This window comes from Flectobacillus roseus, assembly GCF_030056595.1.
GTDB lineage: Bacteria > Bacteroidota > Bacteroidia > Cytophagales > Spirosomataceae > Flectobacillus > Flectobacillus roseus.
On sequence record NZ_JASHIF010000003.1, the window covers coordinates 106,556 to 126,702 of the forward strand.

General features: G+C 38.2%; 14 protein-coding genes. 5 read left to right on the forward strand and 9 right to left on the reverse strand.

Translation table 11 applies throughout. From position 1 onward, the window contains the following. Positions 1–49: 49 nt before the first annotated feature. Both QM524_RS04740 and QM524_RS04745 read left to right on the forward strand, forming a co-directional pair. On the forward strand, positions 50–1,006 hold the full coding sequence (locus tag QM524_RS04740) for a TIM barrel protein (RefSeq protein WP_283343705.1): 957 nt from the start codon (positions 50–52) through the stop codon (positions 1,004–1,006). A gap of 143 nt (positions 1,007–1,149) precedes the next feature. Then, positions 1,150–1,965, forward strand: a complete 816-nt coding sequence (locus QM524_RS04745; RefSeq protein WP_283343706.1) for a mechanosensitive ion channel family protein — start codon at positions 1,150–1,152, stop codon at positions 1,963–1,965. A 119-nt stretch (positions 1,966–2,084) separates the two neighbouring features. Here the strand turns inward: QM524_RS04745 and QM524_RS04750 are convergent, their stop codons facing one another. The 6 genes from QM524_RS04750 to QM524_RS04775 form a co-directional block, all read right to left on the reverse strand. Beyond that, the gene (locus tag QM524_RS04750) at positions 2,085–3,338 is read right to left on the reverse strand and encodes an aspartate aminotransferase family protein (protein WP_283343707.1); all 1,254 of its coding nucleotides are present in this window, start codon (positions 3,336–3,338) and stop codon (positions 2,085–2,087) included. A 3-nt stretch (positions 3,339–3,341) separates the two neighbouring features. After that, positions 3,342–4,538, reverse strand: a complete 1,197-nt coding sequence (locus QM524_RS04755) for a hypothetical protein (protein WP_283343708.1) — start codon at positions 4,536–4,538, stop codon at positions 3,342–3,344. A 62-nt stretch (positions 4,539–4,600) separates the two neighbouring features. Continuing rightward, complete coding sequence (locus tag QM524_RS04760) at positions 4,601–5,452, reverse strand: type 1 glutamine amidotransferase (RefSeq protein ID WP_283343709.1); 852 nt, start codon at positions 5,450–5,452, stop codon at positions 4,601–4,603. A 240-nt stretch (positions 5,453–5,692) separates the two neighbouring features. Then, complete coding sequence (locus QM524_RS04765; RefSeq protein WP_283343710.1) at positions 5,693–6,796, reverse strand: carboxylate-amine ligase; 1,104 nt, start codon at positions 6,794–6,796, stop codon at positions 5,693–5,695. A gap of 66 nt (positions 6,797–6,862) precedes the next feature. Further along, positions 6,863–7,840 carry an ATP-grasp domain-containing protein gene (locus QM524_RS04770; RefSeq protein ID WP_095165474.1) on the reverse strand — a complete coding sequence of 326 codons (978 nt, stop codon included), beginning with the start codon at positions 7,838–7,840 and terminating at the stop codon, positions 6,863–6,865. A gap of 62 nt (positions 7,841–7,902) precedes the next feature. Beyond that, positions 7,903–8,607, reverse strand: a complete 705-nt coding sequence (locus tag QM524_RS04775; RefSeq protein WP_095165476.1) for an esterase family protein — start codon at positions 8,605–8,607, stop codon at positions 7,903–7,905. 443 nt (positions 8,608–9,050) lie between these two features. Here QM524_RS04775 and QM524_RS04780 point away from each other — a divergent pair, with 443 nt between their 5' ends. Continuing rightward, entirely contained in the window at positions 9,051–9,839 is a 789-nt protein-coding gene (locus QM524_RS04780) for an alpha/beta hydrolase (RefSeq protein WP_283343711.1), read from the forward strand. A gap of 163 nt (positions 9,840–10,002) precedes the next feature. Further along, on the forward strand, positions 10,003–12,633 hold the full coding sequence (locus tag QM524_RS04785; protein ID WP_283343712.1) for a DUF5686 and carboxypeptidase regulatory-like domain-containing protein: 2,631 nt from the start codon (positions 10,003–10,005) through the stop codon (positions 12,631–12,633). A 293-nt stretch (positions 12,634–12,926) separates the two neighbouring features. Here the strand turns inward: QM524_RS04785 and QM524_RS04790 are convergent, their stop codons facing one another. Continuing rightward, positions 12,927–15,443: a PIG-L family deacetylase gene (locus QM524_RS04790; RefSeq protein WP_283343713.1), complete on the reverse strand. Its 2,517-nt coding sequence runs from the start codon at positions 15,441–15,443 to the stop codon at positions 12,927–12,929. A gap of 430 nt (positions 15,444–15,873) precedes the next feature. Between QM524_RS04790 and QM524_RS04795 the strand changes: the two genes are divergently transcribed. Beyond that, positions 15,874–18,078: a sodium-translocating pyrophosphatase gene (locus QM524_RS04795; protein WP_283343714.1), complete on the forward strand. Its 2,205-nt coding sequence runs from the start codon at positions 15,874–15,876 to the stop codon at positions 18,076–18,078. 89 nt (positions 18,079–18,167) lie between these two features. Here QM524_RS04795 and QM524_RS04800 read toward each other — a convergent pair whose 3' ends face one another. Next, on the reverse strand, positions 18,168–18,998 hold the full coding sequence (locus tag QM524_RS04800) for a rhomboid family protein (protein ID WP_283343715.1): 831 nt from the start codon (positions 18,996–18,998) through the stop codon (positions 18,168–18,170). A gap of 143 nt (positions 18,999–19,141) precedes the next feature. After that, complete coding sequence (locus tag QM524_RS04805) at positions 19,142–20,092, reverse strand: Brp/Blh family beta-carotene 15,15'-dioxygenase (protein ID WP_283343716.1); 951 nt, start codon at positions 20,090–20,092, stop codon at positions 19,142–19,144. Positions 20,093–20,147: the final 55 nt, after the last annotated feature.

The following is a 20,147-nucleotide window of genomic DNA, read 5'->3' on the forward strand; positions in this document are numbered from 1 at the left end:
AAATATTTACATTTACATCTATAAATAATCTAAAAACTATCCAATTATAATGAATACTAGAAGAGATTTTCTGAAAACTTCAGGTGGTGCTTTGGCAGCAAGCTTATTACCTTGGAACGATTTGTTTGCAAAGGCAGGTCTTGTTAACAAAGTAGGAATTCAATTATTTTCTCTCCCCAAAATGCTCGATAAAGACTTTGCAGGTACAATGCAATTCTTATCTAAAATGGGCTACAAGGAAATTGAGCTATTCGGACCGTATCCATTCAGTGATGCAGCTGCTCGTGAGAGTTGGAGCAAGGTAACGCCAATGCTTGGGTTTAGTGGAAGTGGATATTTCGGAAAATCAGCTAAAGAAATAAAGCAAATTCTTCAAGATAATGGTTTAAAAACTCCTTCAGCTCATACAGATTTAGCAACGCTTCTCAACAATATGCCGCAACTTGGAGAAGCAGGACGTGCTTTGGGTTTTGAATACGTAGTATTGCCTGCTATTCCTGAAGACCATCGTAAAAATTTGGATGACTACAAAAGAATTATCGACGATTTCAATAAAATTGGTGAAAATGCGAAAAAAGAAGGCCTGAAGTTTGGGTATCATAACCATGGATACGGTTTAAGTAAGATGGACGGAGTTGTCCCATTGGAGCTGATCATGGAAAAAACAGATCCAAATTTGGTGTTCTTCGAAATGGATATTTATTGGACAACCGCTGGTGGAACGGACCCAATCTCCTTGTTAGATAAGTACAAAAATCGCTATCATATGCTTCATTTGAAGGATATGAAGGAGAAAAAACGCTTCTCAGGTGATGGTAATAGCTCTAACCAATGGTTTGAATTATTCCCATACATGACATCTGCTGGTGATGGGGTTTTGGGTGTGAAAGAGATTGTAGAAAAGGCAAAGCAGGTAGGCGTAAAACACTATTTTGTAGAACAAGATTTAGTAGCTAATCCAGATGTAGCTTTAAAGAAAAGCATCGATTTTATTAAGTCGGTTTAAAAATATTGACCTGAACATTACTATCCACTATTAATTTGTACAATGGGAGACTACAACGGTCTCCCTTTTTTGTTTACAAAGGTGACTATTTTAAGCAATTGCGTCCGAAAGTCAAATTATTCACTTAAACCTCACTTATTACCATGGACATTAGTTTCACAAATCTCAAAGACCAAATCTTTCTTGCTATTACACAGTATGGAGGAAAAATTTTATTAGCACTTATCGTTTTTATCATTGGTCGTAAAGTTATTGCAAAAGCCTCGCAAGTTTTAGGATCAAAAATGAACAAGAGTAATTTTGATAAAGATGTTCAGCCATTTCTCATCTCTCTTGTTTCGGTTGCCTTGAATATTATGCTATTGCTAAGTTGCGCAGGTATTTTGGGTATTCAAACCACTTCTTTTGTAGCAGTACTTGGAGCGGCTGGTTTGGCGGTTGGGTTAGCTTTACAGGGGAGTTTATCAAACTTTGCTGGTGGTGTATTAATCCTCATTTTCAAACCTTACAAAGTTGGTGACCTGATTAGTGCACAGGGATTCACTGGAACAGTAGAATCGGTGCAAATATTCAATACCATTTTGGTAACACCAGACAATAAAACATTGATTTTACCCAACGGAGCATTAGCCACATCTGCGATTACCAATATTAGCGGAAAAGGAACAATACGTGTAGATATGGTTTTTGCCGTTGGCAATCAAAACTCGTTAGCCTCTGTCAAAAAAGCATTTACAAATGCGGTGAAACTATGTCCTACTGCATTACAAAATATGGAACATGACATTTTACTCAACTCAATGACAGAGAATGCTTTAAAATTTGACGTGAGAGTATGGACTAACTCTGAAAATTACTGGGCCACTTATTATGGAGTAACGGAGTTGGTATATGAACACTTGAAGAAGGAAGGCATTGAGGCACCTAAAATTCATTTAAACTTACATCAGTTATCATAAAGATAATTCATCAAAAAAGCGGTCGGAAAATACATTCCGACCGCTTTTTTGATGCTACTATGCTAGATTTTACTGAGCCTGAGACGCAGGCATTGCGGCTCTACTATGGATAACCGTTTTTATTCAATGCAAGCAAGTATAATTTCACAAGCAGTTCTAATTTGTTCCTCTGTAATGATTAAAGGCGGAGCAATTCGCATGGAATTATCACAAAACAAAAACCAATCTGTCAATAAACCTTTTTCAATCGCTCGGTCGATAATCCCTTTTAGTTCATCAAAATCAGCAAATTCCACGGCCATCATCAAACCCTGATTGCGGACTTCTTTGATTTTAGGATGCACTAGCAATGAGCGAAATAAAGCGGCTTTTTCTGGAACAGACTCATATAATTTTTCACCTCGAATTAAATTAATCGTTGCCAGCGATGCCGCCGACGACACAGGATGTCCGCCGAAAGTAGTGATATGTCCCAAAATAGGATTATCCTTAAACACGCTCATTACCTTCTGATTCGCAATAAACGCACCGATAGGCATACCTCCGCCCATTCCTTTGGCACTTGTAATGACATCGGGATAAATACCAAATTGCTCAAACGCCCAAAAACTGCCTGTTCGTCCAAAACCAGTTTGTATTTCATCAATAATCAAAAGTGCTCCTACCTCATCGCATTTTTTTCTTAGTACTTGAAAATACTCAACTGTGGGTACTCGCACCCCAGCTTCGCCGCCAATAATTTCAATAATAACAGCAGCAGTTTGCTCTGTAATTTGCTCAATGTCAGCCATATTGCCATGGGTAATATTTTTGGTCATTGGCAATAGAGGTCTAAAATTTCTTTTAAAGTTTTCACTCCCCGACAATGACAATGCTCCTTGTGTAGCACCATGATACGCATTATAGCAAGACACAAACTCTGTTCTTTGGGTATATCGTTTAGCCAACTTCATGGCTCCTTCGATCGCTTCCGTTCCTGAGTTGGTAAAATATACATTGTCTAATACAGGTCTATCCCCTGCGCTAGGTGTTAACGAATCTACCAAGGCTTTTGCCAATAGCACCTGTGGACTTTGCACAAATTCTCCGTACACCATTAGGTGCATATATTTGTCGACTTGGTCTTTGATGGCCTCCACAACCTTTGGGTGGCGATGTCCGACATTGGATACCCCAATGCCCGAAATCAAATCCATATAAGACTTACCCTCTTTATCGTATAAATAAACCCCTTCGGCACGCTCAATTTCCAAGGCTAATGGAAAATCTGAGGTTTGGGCCACATTTTTCAAAAATAACTCACGCTGCGTAATCAAAACCTTAATGTTTAATATGTGATGAAGCCACAAAATTACAAGATTTTGTGGCTTCATTTCTTATTTTTCCATAAAACAAACTGTTCCCCCTACCCAATCAAAGTCTTTGTTGAACCTCACTCCTATCATTTCCCCTCTCGATAATCGGGCTAAATTGGTCAATAAGGTGGGTTTGGGTGCTCCTTGTTCCCATCCGTAGAGCAAACGTATTTCAGCTTTTACTTTGCTCCCATCTGTTGTTTCTATAACTGGTAAATAATTGACTTTCCTTTGTAAAATATACTCTGCAGGATTTTCGACTTCTTGCAAATCTGTTTCTGTAATATTAATTTTTACGCCACTTCCTGCAAAAGAAAACAATGGTTTTAAGACATAATTCTCTAAATCTTTCGGAAAATCTCCTTGAAAATCAGATAAGTAATGACTTTCAGGAATATATTGGTGTTTGAATAAAGGCAAAATATATTTGCTAATTCTAAAAAACCAATTGGGGTGTCCTACCCATTCAACATCAACATTGTCGGTGAAGTTAAACGCCGTTTGAAGCTCAGGATAATTGGCTAAATCATCAAATATCAATCGATTATAGATACGTTTGATAGGTACAAGTTCTCCTTCTTCTTCGTAAAAGAGTAATTTTCCCTTTTTAATAATCTTAGTAATGCATATTGCTTTTACCCCCAATAATTCTTCCGTGACTTTAAAATCAATTCTCGTTTTTTGGGTTTCGGGATAAATTTCTAACAAAATCACATTTTCGGGTTTTTCTTCTCCGACAATTAAATTCCTTAAAAACTCGACATATTTTGGTCGAGTTAGGTCATTAAACAAAAAGTCAAAGTTATCAGGAATAGGATATTGATTTTGAAACTGTTTTGAAAGAAAATATTGAAAGGCAAACAAGGAAGGAAATCCTTGCAATTCAATCAATTGAGGTTCTATTTCACCTGTTTCATTTTCACAGATTGCAAAATCTATCGCCAAAAAAGAAGAATTCTGGTTTTCATGAGGCACATTTTGCCCCGTTGGAATGGCCTTTTCTGTTTTTCCCTTAAAGTCAGTTGAAGTTAATACCGAAATAATATGCTCACAGGCGTCCAGCAATTGATTTTTAAAAGATTTTGGCACAAAAACAGGAGTCTCCGCCACTCGAAAATCTAATTGTTTAGGATACGCATGGTGAATTGATGCAAGAAATTGCTGATAGGTATCAGAAGAAAATTGAGCATTAAAGTTTTGTCGAGAAGCTTTATGCATATTTTTCAATCGGACGGCCCTATCCGAGGGTATTTATCGTGAACAGATAGGGCCATCCGTTGTTAATTCTGTGAAGTAGTTTTGAAAATTGCTGTACTAGCTGTTTTCAAAAAGTTAGGTAAAATTACCGATTCTGTCAGCAAAATTTTGTCTGGGTCGGCCAATTGCTCTACCATACTATTATATTTTGCCAAACCATGTGATTTTACTACAGCATGTCGCTTATCTTCTTTTTGCAAATAACGTAACATTCCTTCACCATCAGCTTCTGGGTGAAATTGTGTTCCGAAAACTTCTTTAGAAAAACGAATAGCCATGATGGCACGCTCTAAATTTACATGTGGACGTTCCTTTTCTAATCTTAAAATAGTTACACCCAAATCCTTAATGCGCTTTTTATTGGGACGAACCAATTGATAATCTCGCGAGTCGACCACATAAAACGGTTCTGGCAATCCATCAAAAAATGGTTCTGAACCAGCCTCAGCAGTACGATGCACTGGAAATACGCCAAAAGAGGTACTTCTACGTTTCGAAACCATTCCTATTCCCAAATGACGTGAGACCAATTGGAAAGAATGGCAAATCAAAAACATATACTTAGGTTTTTGGATACCTGCTATTACCTCCTCGCCACGATTATAGGCAAAAATAGAATCGATAAAAGTGAAATATGGTGCTTCCCAAGATTCGCCAGATTCGAGCGGACTACCTGGACCGCCAGTCGAGATATAGATATCATAACTTAGGTCTGGCAAAGCCATTTCGGCACGCACATTATATATATCGTACTGTAAGGAAATATGAGATTCTTCCTCAAAGTTTTTAATCAAATTCAGGATACAACGCATACCTTCATTGGCTACGTTGTCGTACATATCGAGAATGGCTATTCGAAGACTATTGTGATTCATCTGAAACAAAGTTGATGGAAATGCTTAGGGATTATTAGTGGTAGCACTCATCTTTAGAAAGTACAATACTTAAAGTGCTTAATTACTTAATATTAGAATGTAAAATTAGCCATTTTAAGTCATTTTTGTGGCTAAAATTTTACATTTCCCTAATCTTTATTTCGCAATAACTTTATTTACTTTTTGTTTCGAATAGTCTAAATATTGATTCAAGAAATATTATTTTGTATTTCCTAAATCTTAAAAAATACCTACCTTGGTTTCTTCAACGATATAGTCTACTACTTTTTTCAAATCACCTCCTGATTGCTCAAAAACTGCCAATTGACGATCGGCACCCGTACCATTATCAAGAATCGTTCGAATATACTCTACTTCATGGCGACTGCCCAATTCGTCCAGTACATCATCTACGAAATCAAGTAGCTCGTCACAAAGGTTTCTGTATGGAACTTCCTCTTGTTTCCCGAAATCAATTAATTTCCCATGAATACCATAGCGAGCTGCACGCCACTTATTCTCATTAATCAATACTTTTCGATAGCTTCTAAAATTGAGATTTTGCTTCAACAATTTATAGATTTTTACTACCAAAGCCTGCATCAATGCCGCTAAACATATTGTTTCGTCGGCACGCATAGGAATATCACAAATACGAAATTCGATGGTATTGAAGTAAGGATGTAAGCGAATATCCCACCAGATTTTTTTACCGTCGTCAATACAATTTGTTTTTACTAGTAAATTGACATAATCGTCATATTCACTTGCAGAGGCAAAAAACTCAGGGATACCCGTACGTGGAAATTTATCAAAAACCTTTGAACGATAGGACTTGAAGCCTGTATTGCGTCCACACCAAAAAGGAGAATTGGTAGACAGCGCATAAATATGTGGCAAGAAGTAACGAACCGCATTCAAAATCTCCAATCCTTGGTTACGGTTTTCGATACCCACATGAACATGCAACCCAAAAATCAAATTTCCTCTTGCCACGTCACGCATTTCGTCAATGAGGGCATCGTAACGAGGGTTGTCGGTTATGAGTTGGTCTTGCCAGTCAGCAAAGGGGTGAGTTCCTGCGGCTGCCACTTTTAGATTTTGGGCATCGGCTAATTCAATGATATGTTTTCGAAGATAAATTACCTCATCACGCGCCTGTTGGATATTATAACAAATATTTGTCCCAACCTCCACCACTGCTTGGTGCATTTCGGCTTTTACTCTTTCTTGTAAACTGATTTTTCCTCCTTCCACAATTTTGGACATGTGCGAACGCAAATCTCTTGTTTCAGGGTCTATTGTTTGAAATTCTTCTTCAATTCCTAGGGTAAATAATGACATAGTTATTTGCGGTTGGGTGGTTTGATTGAGAACTATGTTGTTTCCAAACACAGTTCTCAATAAGGTCTATTTTTCCATCATTTTATCGCGAGCTACGCCTGCTACGGAGCTACGAACAAATGTTCCCCAAGTAAGATTGTCTTTGCCTGGTTTATGCTTTTTCGCACGGTCAATAGCGAACTTTGCGGAAGTCTCGACCACCCATTCAAAGTTTTCTTGACCCACTGAATTTACGTCTGCATCGGGCGCAGGGTTACAGAAGTCAATCGCATAAGGAATACCGTCACGCACTGCAAACTCCACAGTGTTAAAATCGTAGCCAAGCGCATGGTTTAGCGCCAATACATAATCTTTGACGGTAGCTAATAGCTTTTTAGCAGCAGGTCCTGTGGGTAATTGAGCATCGTAGCGCAAATGGTGTGGGTTTCTTGGTTCGTAAGGCATAATACGAACATCTTTGCCACCGATACAATAGCAACGGAAATAATCAGTGAAAAGAATTTCCTCTTGTAAGAGCATCACCAATTGACCCGTCTCATCGTATGCATTGAAAAGCTCATCGGCATCACGTACTTTGTATACGTTTTTCCAACCTCCTCCTGAGTGTGGTTTCATATAGGCAGGAAAACCAATATAATCGAAAATATCACCCCATGGCATCGGGAATTTTAAGTTGCGAAAAGAAGTATCTGAGGTATCATCAGGACGAACTTTTGAAGGCAAAATCACAGTTTTGGGTACAGGAACGCCAATATTTACCGCCAATGCATTGTTAAAGAACTTTTCATCAGCACTCCACCAAAAGGGATTATTGATTACCGCTGTTCCTGCCATAGCTGTGTTTTTCAACATTGCTCTATAATAGGGTACGTCTTGCGAAATACGGTCGATAATTACATCATATCCAGAAGATTCCCCTTGAATTACTTTATCAATTAAGGCTCTTTCAGCGACAATTCCTTTAGGTGCAATTTGGTTGACTCTTTCTACAAATGCTTCAGGAAAAGTATTCTCCATTCCATGTAAAATACCGATTTTCTTCATAGTTTTATTCGTAAGTTTTTTGTTGAGTGAACTTTATGAAATTTCTTTAATATTTATTTTTACTAAATTCTTGACAGGTATTCTGGAAACATTTCTCTCCAAATAGGCCAATCGTGGGTTCCATGCCAGCGGACATCCAACCAGTGATCGACATGTTTACTTTTAAGAATTCCTGAAAGTCTTTCTGTTTCTGGTCTACAGAAGTCTGCATTACATGTGCCTAATACGATATTCATCTGCCACAAATTCGGGTCATTCAGATTGGGTAAATAATCAGGAGGATTATTAAAATATACCTGATCATTATAAAAACCATTGAGAAAGGAACGAATATCAAAAGCCGCACCCATCGTAAAAAGGTGAGAAACCTTATCAGGATGTCTGAAGGCAAAATTTGCTGCATGAAAACCGCCGAAACTACAACCTGCAACCGCCACTTTTGCGACGCCACATTCTCTTTGAATGGCAGGAATCAGCTCTTCATTGAGATATTGATCGTAGTAGATATGGTTTTGAATACGCTCTGAAGGATGAAGATGTTTGGCATACCAAGAGTATTTGTCAATACTATCAGGGCAATAGATTTTGACTTTCCCGTCATTAATTAAACCTTTAGCAGCGTCAATGAGTTTGAAATCTTTGGCCTCGTAATAGCGCCCCATAGTAGTTGGAAACACAATAACTGGATAGCCCCAGTGGCCATATATTAAGATTTCGTTGTCTGCCCCCAAATGATGCGAATAGTATTTAATGTATCTTTCCTGCATATGGTTAATGGTTTTGAAGTGTTTGGGCAGTTCGAGGCAAAGATCAAAAATTGTATTTCAAAGGAAAAATTGTGCTTTTGACTCTCTCAAACTGGCATTCCTTGGAGGATTTTCTCTTAAAAATAGGCATTGTTTTTTATTTTCAAAATTTTTCAAAATAATTAACTCATTAATTTATTGTTTATCCGATGATTCTTCCAATGATTCTGTATTTTACCAGAAAATCTTCAAATTAGTACCTCGAGACTTGGTGACTTGCAAAATTTGTACTTTACCAATGTTTAGGGTTAATCATTCTTGAGATATGCCAATTCGAAGGAACATTATCGAAGAAAAGCTTCTATTTTCAACCAACAAACTCTATTTTTATGAAACTGACTTTAATCTTGTTAGTCCAAATACTCTTTTTCTCATTGAGCTACTCACAAAAAATAATTAAAACAGTGAATCAAACCACATATAAAAACGACAGTATTTATTCGCAATATCTTCAAAGAACCGTCAGTCTATCAATTATTATTCCCACCCAACATCAGCAAAAATTATCTTTGCTTTTGGTCAACGATGGGCAAGATTTCCCTGCCCTTCATATGCAAGCTAGCGTGGAGTCCATGTTGGAAAATAAGCATACTATCCCGTTTCTAACAGTGGGTATTCATTGCAATCACGAAAGAATTTTGGAATATGGCACAGCCGCACAAGCAGACTACAAAAATCGAGGTACAAAAGCTGGGCTTTACACACTTTTTATCCTTAATGAACTCATTCCATATTTAGAACATCAGTATCCTTTAAGAAGAGAACCTGAAGCCAGGGTATTCGCAGGATTTTCGTTGGGAGGTTTATCAGCTTTTGATATTGTCTGGCATCATGCCAATGTATTTGCTAAAGTAGGTGTGTTTTCTGGAGCCTTGTGGTGGCGACAAAGAGAGGAAGGATACACCGACGAGCACGACCGAATTATCCATAAATTGGTACGTGCTGGCTTGTACAAGGCTGGGTTGAAGTTCTGGTTTGAAGCGGGAACAAACGACGAAAAAGACGATCGTAACAACAATGGCATCATCGACGCCATCGACGACACCTTAGATTTGATGAAAGAACTCCATCAAAAGGGATATCATGTAAATACCGATACACATTATCATCAAGTTGAAGGTGGCGAACACAACCCCCAAACTTGGGGAAAGGTTATGCCTGAGTTCTTGAAATGGGCATTTGAAAGACCATAAATCCTTTTTCTTAATTTTTGTTAACAGCAAAGCACTATATCCTATAACTAAGTATCTTGCCAACGAGTCCAGAAAACCTCTATTTATTTCACGATAGACTCAACCTCAATCCTACTCTTCTCAATCGCCTGATTGAGAAGATACAAACCCCATCGATTACCATATGAAATTACTACAGTCCGTAATTGCTTTTATTCTATGCTGTTTGTTTTCCACTAATACTTTCGCTGAAGGCGGTATTAAGGGCAGTATCAAAAATGTCAAAGGCGAAGCACTTTCATTTGCTTCTATTATTATCAAGGGGCAAAATAAAGGTACCATGGCCAACGAAGACGGCTTGTATGAATTAGCGCTTCCAAGTGGAACATACACGGTTGTTTTCCAATACCTGAGTCACAAATCTTTGGAAAAAACAGTGAATGTACAGAATGACTATGTAACGCTCAATGTAAACCTCGAAGAACAATCGATAAGTCTCAATGAAGTAAAATTTTCTGCCAAAACAGAAGACCCTGCCTACACTATTATGCGCAAGGCAATATCCATGGCACGATTTCATATTTTAGAAGTAAATAATTATACCGCAAGAACCTATGTTAAAGGAACAGGGAAAATTAATTCTGTTTCAAAATTATTAAAAGCTGTTGCAGGAAATAAGATGGAAAAAGAATTGGGGATAAAAATTGGACAAACCTATATTCTTGAATCCATCAACGACATTAATTTTTCTCAGCCAAATACGGTCAAAGAAAAAATTGTTTCAAGCAGAAGTAACTTTCCAAAGCAAATCCAGCAAAGCAGTGGCAATATTATCACTTTTGCTCGAACCAATTTTTACGTACCAAATATGGGAGGACTTGTTTCTCCCTTGTCACCAAGTGCATTGGCATATTACAAATTTAGCTTTGAAGGAATGTTTGAGGATAGAGGTGTTCAAGTCAATAAAATCAAGGTAACACCCAAATCTTGGGGGCCAGATGTATTTTCAGGAACGATCAATATCATCGAAGATACATGGGCGATTCATAGTCTTGATTTGAAGTTTAATGATGAAAATGGTAACTACACACTCAAACAACTGTATTCACCTTTCAAGGATGTTTGGATGCCAGTTTATATGGATTCAGGATTTAGTTTCGACGCTTTCGGTATTGTAGCTGAGGGTCGTTATGTAACTAATGTTCGTAATTATAACTTAACCGTAAACCCTAAATATCATCAACAACCAGTGGTTATTGATGAGAAAATCGATAAAGCGGAAGCAAAGGAATTGAAAGGTCAAAAAGTTGATAAAAACTTAGCTTTAAAACAACAATCCATGACGCGCAAGCAACTCAAAAAAGTGCTCAAGGATTTAGAAAAAGAAGACAAAGCAGAGAAAAAAGCACAAAATCAAGACGTAAATGTCATTCGAGATTATAGCTTGGATGTTGATTCACTATCCACGAAACGAAGCAATGATTTTTGGAATACAGAGCGCCAAGTTCCACTCACAGAATATGAGGTGGTAGGCTACAAACAAGCTGATAGTTTGAATAAAGTAAACGAAGGACAAATTAAAAAGGACTCTATCAAAAACCTTCCAAAATTCAAATTAAGCCATATTTGGTCTGGCCATACCTATAATTATGGTCCCAGAACGCCTTTGTATGGATACCAAAAAACTTTATCCTTTTCGTCGCCAGCTATGGCCAATTCAAATGTAGACGGCTCTTACTACAATACAGTTGAAGGGTTCTATTTGGAAACAGGCTTAAAATATATTAAGCGAAACAAATTACTGAGTCGTTTGGAGATCGGAACTGATTTACGCTACTCCTTCGGAAGAAATAAGTTGACAGGTTTGCTTTATGGAACATTTGTTCATAAATACACACAGTTATCGGTAAAAGGTGGTCAGTTTGTGTACCAATACAATCAAAACCAACCTATTACCCCATTTGTCAACTCTATTTACTCGCTCTTATTTGAACAAAATTATATGAAGGTTTACGAAAAAGCCTTCGGTCAAATAGAGCTTCGACATCAGATATCGCCGAAGCTTACAGGAAGTCTTTCGTTTGAAACAGCCCAACGACATATATTAGAAAATATTGCCAATACAAAGCCTATTTTCGACAATAAAAACAGAGAGTTCAGTAGCAATTTACCGACAAACAGCGAACTACCGAATGTGTCATGGACTAATCATTCTATTCAAATTCTAAGCGCTGGACTATCCATTCGTCCTTTTGCTAAAACAAGTAAATTTAACGGACGTGAATTTATTTCAAACTACCGCAATCCTAATTTCAGAATCAGAAGTAAATGGGGCTTCAGCAAAGAAGGTGACTTTAATAATACCGAAATTGAGTACGAACAGGTATTCAATCTCAATCGACTAGGCGACCTTCGCTTGATGGTAACTGCTGGAGATTTCCTAAAAAAACCAAGTTATTTCCTCGACTACAAACACTTCAATGGCAATCAGGTTTTGTTCAGAAGAGAAGGACTGTTTAATTCATTCAGAAATCTTGATTACTATAATTACAGCACCAATGGCTCGTATGTAGAGGCACATGCACAACAAGATTTTAGATCATTACTTCTCACCAAAATTAATCTGTTGAGATTATATGGCTTAAAAGAATCGGTATTCGCAAATTATCTATTCACAGGCAATAAAAACTTCAATTACCTAGAAGTAGGTTACGGCGTATCAGGTATCGGGAAAATATTCGGCTTAGAAGTCGTAAGCAATTTCATCAATGGCAAATACGACGCAACAGCCTTGAGAGTGAAGTTCAGTAGATAGTGTTTGAGGGAACAGTTGATGAGGCACACAGGCACTAAGTGAACTAGTATAATAAGCTCAACAAGAGTTCTCACTGACTTTAACATTTGAATTATTTTCTATACGCATAACAAAAAAGGGGTTCGAAATTAGTTTTTCGAACCCCTTTTTTGTTACTACTATACCAGATATTACCCGTCTTGAGACGCAATCATTGCGTCTCTACTAGTAAAATTCATATTAAAAATAATCACTCAATTAGGGATGATTCACTTTGTGCCTTAATCACTTTGCCACTCACCCACTAACTCAACCTACTTCCCTACTGAAATCAAGTTAGCAAATAGTCTGTATGCACCCGAAACGCCTGCAGGAAGTTGACGGAAGAAGGCATAGCCTGTGAAGATGTAATTACCTTTTCCGTATTTGGCGTATAATAAGCCTCCATCCGCTGGCTTTTCGTTGGGGTCATTTGAGGAAATAATGGTTTCATACTTACCATCCCATTCATTTGAAAAATACAAGCCTCTTTCCTGAATCCAACCATCAAAATCCTTGGAAGTAATTTTGTTTGGTGCATTCAAAATCGGGTGTTCTGGTTTTAAGAAACGTATTTCGGCCTCCTCTACTGTAACACGGTCACGAGAAAGTTTGAAGTCGTAAGGCCCTAAACCACCATCAATTTTTTGCAAGTTATTATTCACCTGATATTGCACTACCATGTTTCCGCCATTTTGAACATATTCCATCAATTTCTTTTGATAGAATTTCAAACGTGGTTCCGTGTTATAGGCACGTACACCAACCACAATAGCGTCGTATTTACTCAAATCTTCATCCAATTCCTTCTCTCCTAACATAGTAACTTTATAACCAATCTGACGCAATGCCGCAGCCACTTCGTCACCCGCACCCATGATATAGCCAATATTATTACCCTTTTTCTTGATATCTAACTTCACAATTTTAGCCTCTGCTACAGGGAACAAGGTTTGTGGAGGAATATGGTCATACGCCACTGTCAACAAACCTTTGTCTGAAGTACCACTTGGAGTCGTTACTACCGCTCGGAAAGTTGCTTCACTTGCACTTGCATGCGTAATATCCGCTGGCGATACTTTAAACACTACTTTTTGTTCTTGGTATTTATTAGAGAACTGGAAAATGGTGGTCGTCGGGTCTACTTTCCATCCTTTGGGCACTTCTAGTGCTACACTACCACGTGCATCTGCTTTGTTTGCCTTGAGTGTAACCTCCACTTCCTTCGGTTGATTATCAGCAAATACATATACCTTATCAGCAATGTTGGCAGTTACTTCAGGGCGAATTTCGTAAGTACGGTACAACTCGCCTCTAACCTCGTCGGTGTATTTGTAGATAACTGGCGTTTTGAAAGTAAAATCTTTGCCCTCAATCGTGAAAGTAAGTTCAGCTTGCAAATCAGCAGGTTTTTCAGGCAAACCGATAATAGACGCATCATCTACGCGGTACATTCCTTTGCCCCTTTTCTTTTCGGCTAGCCAATATGGTTGTGTCAAAGGCTGGTTGGCAGGAATCGTTACTGGAAAAGTAATGCGATTCAACTCATTATTACCAAGCGATTGAGTCAAAGTCGTATCCTTTTCAAAACCAGTCAAGTGTACTTTTTTCAGAGAAACATTTGCGTCCGAACGTTTGATATAACTTAAAGCCACATTGACTTTTTCGCCACGAACCGACGAAAACTCATTCGGGTTCGCTTCAAAATAAAGTCCAGAGCAAGCTACAATTAGGCTTTCTAATTCTTTTTTCTTCTGAGTTTTCCAATACTCATCCTGAATACCTTCTATCTTTTGGTAAGCCTTTACCAAAATAGGCACAATAGTTTCAGGTTTTTCTGGATTAAACTTTGAAACAGCTTCATTGATTAAATCCTGAATACCTTCACTTCCTTTTACGCGACTCCAAGTAATATCAACGCCATCAAAAGCATCTTTTGTGGCCTTTTCTCCCGCCTTGTGCACCAAATATTCAGGGCGAGCACCACGACCACGAGGTACGCCAAAACCTTGAGATTTATGTTGAGAACGACTTTCAGCGGCAATTTCGTTATAAGATTTACCTAAAAGAGGATTATAAACGCCAATGTCGACTTGAATAAAATCTTTTTCGGCAGGTTTTTGCGTTTGAGCTACCGTGCCAAAATTGAAGGTATTCCAAACGATGCGCTTGGCTTGCCAAGGTTTCACAAATTTTAATTGCTCAGGAAACTTCGTTGGATCAGCGGCAGCAGCAAATGCCTCTTCTGCCAAAGCAGCGGAAGCAGAGTGGTTGCCATGTCCTGCACGAGCATCAGGCGGAAAACGACAAATAATAACATCTGGACGCAGATTGCGAATACGCCAAACTACATCACCCAATACGGCGTCTTTTCCCCAAATTTGAAGCGTTTCTTCCGTTGTTTTTGAAAAACCAAAATCATTGGCTCTTGTAAAATATTGCTCAGGACCGTCAATTGAACGTGCTGCCAAAAGCTCTTGGGTACGAATCAAGCCCATGAGTTCCGCTTGCTCTGGACCAATCAAGTTTTGACCGCCATCTCCACGTGTAATCGACAAATAAGAGGTACGAACTTTTCGCTCCTTCGCCAACCAAGACAACATAATGGTATTTTCGTCGTCGGGGTGAGCGGCGATATACATCGCTGAACCTAATACATTTAATTTTTTTAGATTGAGAATCATTTCGCCAGTGGGCATGGGCTTAATGACTTGGGCAGTTGCGCCAAAACTTAAAGCCGAAGCCGCCAACACTTGGCAAATCAAACGGTTTAATGGGTGGTTTCTTCGCATGAGAATAAAATCGATTTTTATGAAGTCTTTCTAAAGGCAGTATTCGTCTTTACAATATCTACAAAACTAAACTTTTCCCTTGGGTGTTTGGTGCAATTCAGACCAATTGTCATGTAAACTCGACCAATTGGAGGTAGCAACAGATTTATGTAGTCTAGCTATGGAGTCGAGAATTGATAAATATCAGTATGGCTTCGCCATTTTTCTTTTCTTTTTCCGCCTAAAAAACATACAATTTGCCCATTCGAAAGTATACATGTACTCCCGAAACAATCATATAAAATAAATACAATAAAATCTTGGAATAATTTTTTTATATCAAAGCAAAAATTATATTTGCATAGTAGGGCATTTTGCCCAAACACAAACGTAAGTGTTCTTATAAATCTCATTTACTCAACATTTTAACCAACCAAACTATTTAACTCTTATGAATGACATTATTTATTTAGTTCCTGCTCTGGGTCTCGTTGGCTTGTTGTACACATTTTGGCGTTTTAACTGGGTTTCGAATCAACCAACGGGTGACGAAAACATGCAAAAACTCTCAGGATATATTGCCGACGGAGCTATTGCTTTTCTGAAAGCCGAATGGAAAATTCTAGCCTATTTTGCAATTCCGACGGCTATCCTACTTTTTTGGTTAGGTTCTGACGAAGGAACACCAGACCACCCTATTCATTCTTCACCAGTAATTGCTTTAGCCTTTTTGATTGGGGCAGTATTTTCAGCCACTGCAGGTTATATCGGAATGAGAGTGGCAACCAAGGCCAATGTGAGAACAGCTCAAGCTGCTCGTACTTCATTAGCAAAAGCTTTAGAGGTGTCTTTCACAGGTGGTTCGGTTATGGGTATGGGCGTTGCAGGCTTAGCGATTCTTGGTCTGGGTGGTTTATTTATCGTATTTTATCAAATGTTTGCCGCAGGTCATGAGCTTACTTCTGTAGAAATGAAAAAAGCTATTGAAGTACTAGCAGGCTTTTCACTTGGTGCTGAATCTATCGCGCTATTCGCTCGTGTGGGTGGTGGGATTTATACAAAAGCTGCCGATGTGGGTGCTGACTTAGTAGGTAAAGTGGAGGCAGGAATCCCCGAGGATGATGTCCGTAACCCCGCAACAATTGCCGATAACGTAGGCGATAACGTAGGTGACGTGGCTGGTATGGGTGCCGATTTATTTGGTTCTTATGTGGCTACTATTCTGGCAACAATGGTATTAGGACAAGAAATTCAGGTTTCGGATAATGTAGGAGGTTTTTCTCCTGTCATTTTGCCCATGTTGATTGCAGGTGTTGGACTTTTGGCATCTTTAGTATCTACCTTTTTTGTAAGAATTTCTAGCGAAACTGCTTCTGTTCAAAATGCATTGAACTTGGGCAATTGGCTTTCTATTGCTATTACTTTCGTATCTTCTTATTTCTTGGTACATCATTTATTACCAGATACCCTCAATTTACGTGGATTTGAATTTACCTCAAATGGTGTATTCCTTGCCATCATTGTTGGTTTGATAGTTGGCGCTCTAATGTCTGCTATTACCGAATATTACACTGCAATGGGCAAACGTCCCGTATTGTCAATTATTGAAAAATCAGGAACTGGACACGCTACGAATATCATCGGTGGATTGGCAGTAGGTATGGAATCTACTGTATTGCCGATTCTTGTATTAGCAGCAGGGATTATCTTTTCGTACAAATTTGCAGGTTTGTATGGTGTATCTATTGCAGCAGCTGGTATGATGGCAACTACAGCGATGCAATTGGCTATTGATGCTTTTGGACCTATTGCAGACAATGCTGGTGGCATTGCTGAAATGTCTCAATTACCTTCAGAAGTACGTGGTCGTACCGATAATTTGGATGCTGTAGGTAACACAACTGCTGCCACTGGAAAAGGCTTTGCTATTGCTTCTGCTGCATTAACTTCATTGGCTCTCTTTGCCGCATTTGTTGGGATTGCAGGTATCAAAGCGATTGATATTTATAAAGCTGATGTTTTGGCTGGCTTATTTGTTGGCGGTATGATTCCATTTATTTTTAGTGCTTTGTGTATTTCTGCGGTAGGTAAGGCTGCAATGGAAATGGTAAATGAAGTACGTCGTCAGTTCCGTGAAATTCCAGGTATTATGGAATACAAAGCTGAACCAGAATACGAAAAATGTGTGGCTATTTCTACACAAGCTTCAATTCGACAAATGATATTGCCTGGTGCTATTGCCTTGATTTCTCCCGTATTGGTTGGTTTTACTTTTGGTCCTGAGGTATTAGGAGGTATGTTGGCAGGTGTAACAGTATCGGGTGTTTTGATGGGTATGTTCCAATCGAATGCAGGTGGTGCTTGGGATAATGCCAAAAAATCATTTGAAAAAGGTGTTCAAATCGACGGTGTAACGTATTACAAAAAATCTGAACCGCACAAAGCTTCGGTAACAGGTGATACTGTTGGTGACCCATTCAAGGATACTTCTGGCCCATCAATGAATATTTTGATTAAATTGATGTCGATTGTTTCTTTGGTAATTGCACCATATATCGCAGTAAAAACTGATGCTTCTGTTGGGCAAAAAGAATTACAAAAAATTGAAAAAACTGCAGCAAAAGTTGTGAAGATTTCAACTTCAAACAAGGGTTAAATTTTCCAATTTCTTCAATAAAAAAGGACTTGAGAAATATTTCTCAAGTCCTTTTTTATTGAAGAACAACCTATATCCTCTTCCCTTTCCTAATTCATTCTTTTTGAATACTCTTCCAAGGCAGCCTTTTCACTGGTACTCAAGCTATCTATTCCTTTGGAAGCTATTTTATCCAAAATTTCATCTATTTCATGCTGTTTCTTGACTTTATTGGCATTATATCTTTCGTCAATGGTGTCTTGTTGTTGGTTATTTTTGAAATAAAAATTATCAATCAATAACAAATAAGGACGAGTCACAATGATATAGATAAATACCAAAGATGGGATTAACAACAGTAATATAACCCACAAATTTTCCTGTAAAATTTCGGGAATAAACAGTATGGCTAATAGCATACCGATGATAGCTCCTCCTAAATGTGCATCGTGCCCAATATTGTCTTTATTAGATTTGATTCCATAAATGGACACTCCTAAGTAAAGTAAGCCAAATATCCACGCTGGCAATGAGATAGGAATAAACATGATTCTTAGACCCATATCTGGAAATACTGCAATCGAAGCAAACATGATTCCAAATACCCCACCAGAGGCGCCCACCGAGGTGTACCCATCGTCTTTTCTATGAATCAATACGGAAATAAGGTTGCCCCCAACAATGCTTCCCAAATAAAGAATGAGAAATTTAGCTTCTCCAAAAATATTAATCGTCAGTCCTGAAAATACATACAAACTGTACATATTAAAAAAGAAATGTAGCCAGTCAACATGCAGAAATCCTGAGGTCAACAGGCGTTTATAGTCCTTTTGTAATAGTACTGGAAAAACGTGAAATTTATATTTATCAAAAAACAAAAAGTCACGAAACCCTTGATAGGTGAATACTAGGGTGATTCCGATGATGAGTATTGCAATCATGGTGAAGTGGTATAAAATGAGTTAAGACTACTAAAGTACATTTTTTCAGATAACAAACTAAATCGTTCTTTAGGTCTTTACCAAAAACACCAAAGCCCCAAATTTGATTTTTGGGGCTTCGATTTGTAAATATTTAACTTTTTTTAAGAAATCTTCTCGCGGTTGATATGTCCTATGAGCCATTGATGCGGGAATGTCGTACACATCACCAACAAATACATCATCGGAATGGGATTCATACTTTTGGCAAAGGCAGCCCAGAAATACGCGTAGCCCAAAGTCATTACAACAGCAATAAGCGTAATCGGCATAGCATGTAACCATAGCTGAAAAGCTGAATTGATACTACGTCCCTCAGGCAAAAAATAACGATGCGCATCAGAAAATGCATTTACAGCATGCCAGCCACCAAAATATAATGCCAATGCGGGTAACAAGGGCAGATATTCGCACAATACCAAGATAACCACCAAGGATATAACTTTTCTAACAGTAAAACTTGATGGATTTTTATATTGTACCAAAAACAACAAAAGGAACGTAATGAGGCAAACCACTCCGATAATAAGCTCTTTTGAAGCAGTTAACATCAACCAAATTTGCATCATTAACATATCTTGGCGTGTAATGCTTGCCCACAAAATACTAGCTTGACTTCCATGACCTAAAAAAAGCCATAAAACAATCATCGTTCCATAGCTGTAACGCGTCAATGTCCATAGCATATTATTTGCCTGAGGAGATTTCAAATCAGACTCTCCAATATGCCAAGCGGTAATCAATAAAAATAAAAATACGCTCCCTGTAGGCCAATACCACCACAAAGCGGCAAAAAGTATGATAGCAAAAAGATAACGAACATAAAAAGTCCATTTTTTGTACGCCTTTCCTTCTCTTTTACACATCTCTTGTTCCAACCAAATATCCAAGGTTCGGTGAGGAATTCCGATCAGAAATACAAAACCAAATGCAAAAAAGATTTGTACCCAAATAGACAAACTTCCCTGTAATTCCTGCCATAACAGCAATAAGGCGCCCAAAATAATCATCAAACTCGTAGGATTGTAGGCAATACTCTTCAAATACTTTATCACGTGCGATTAAATTTTTACTTGAATAACAAAGATAATCAAATGTTGTTGCTTATTT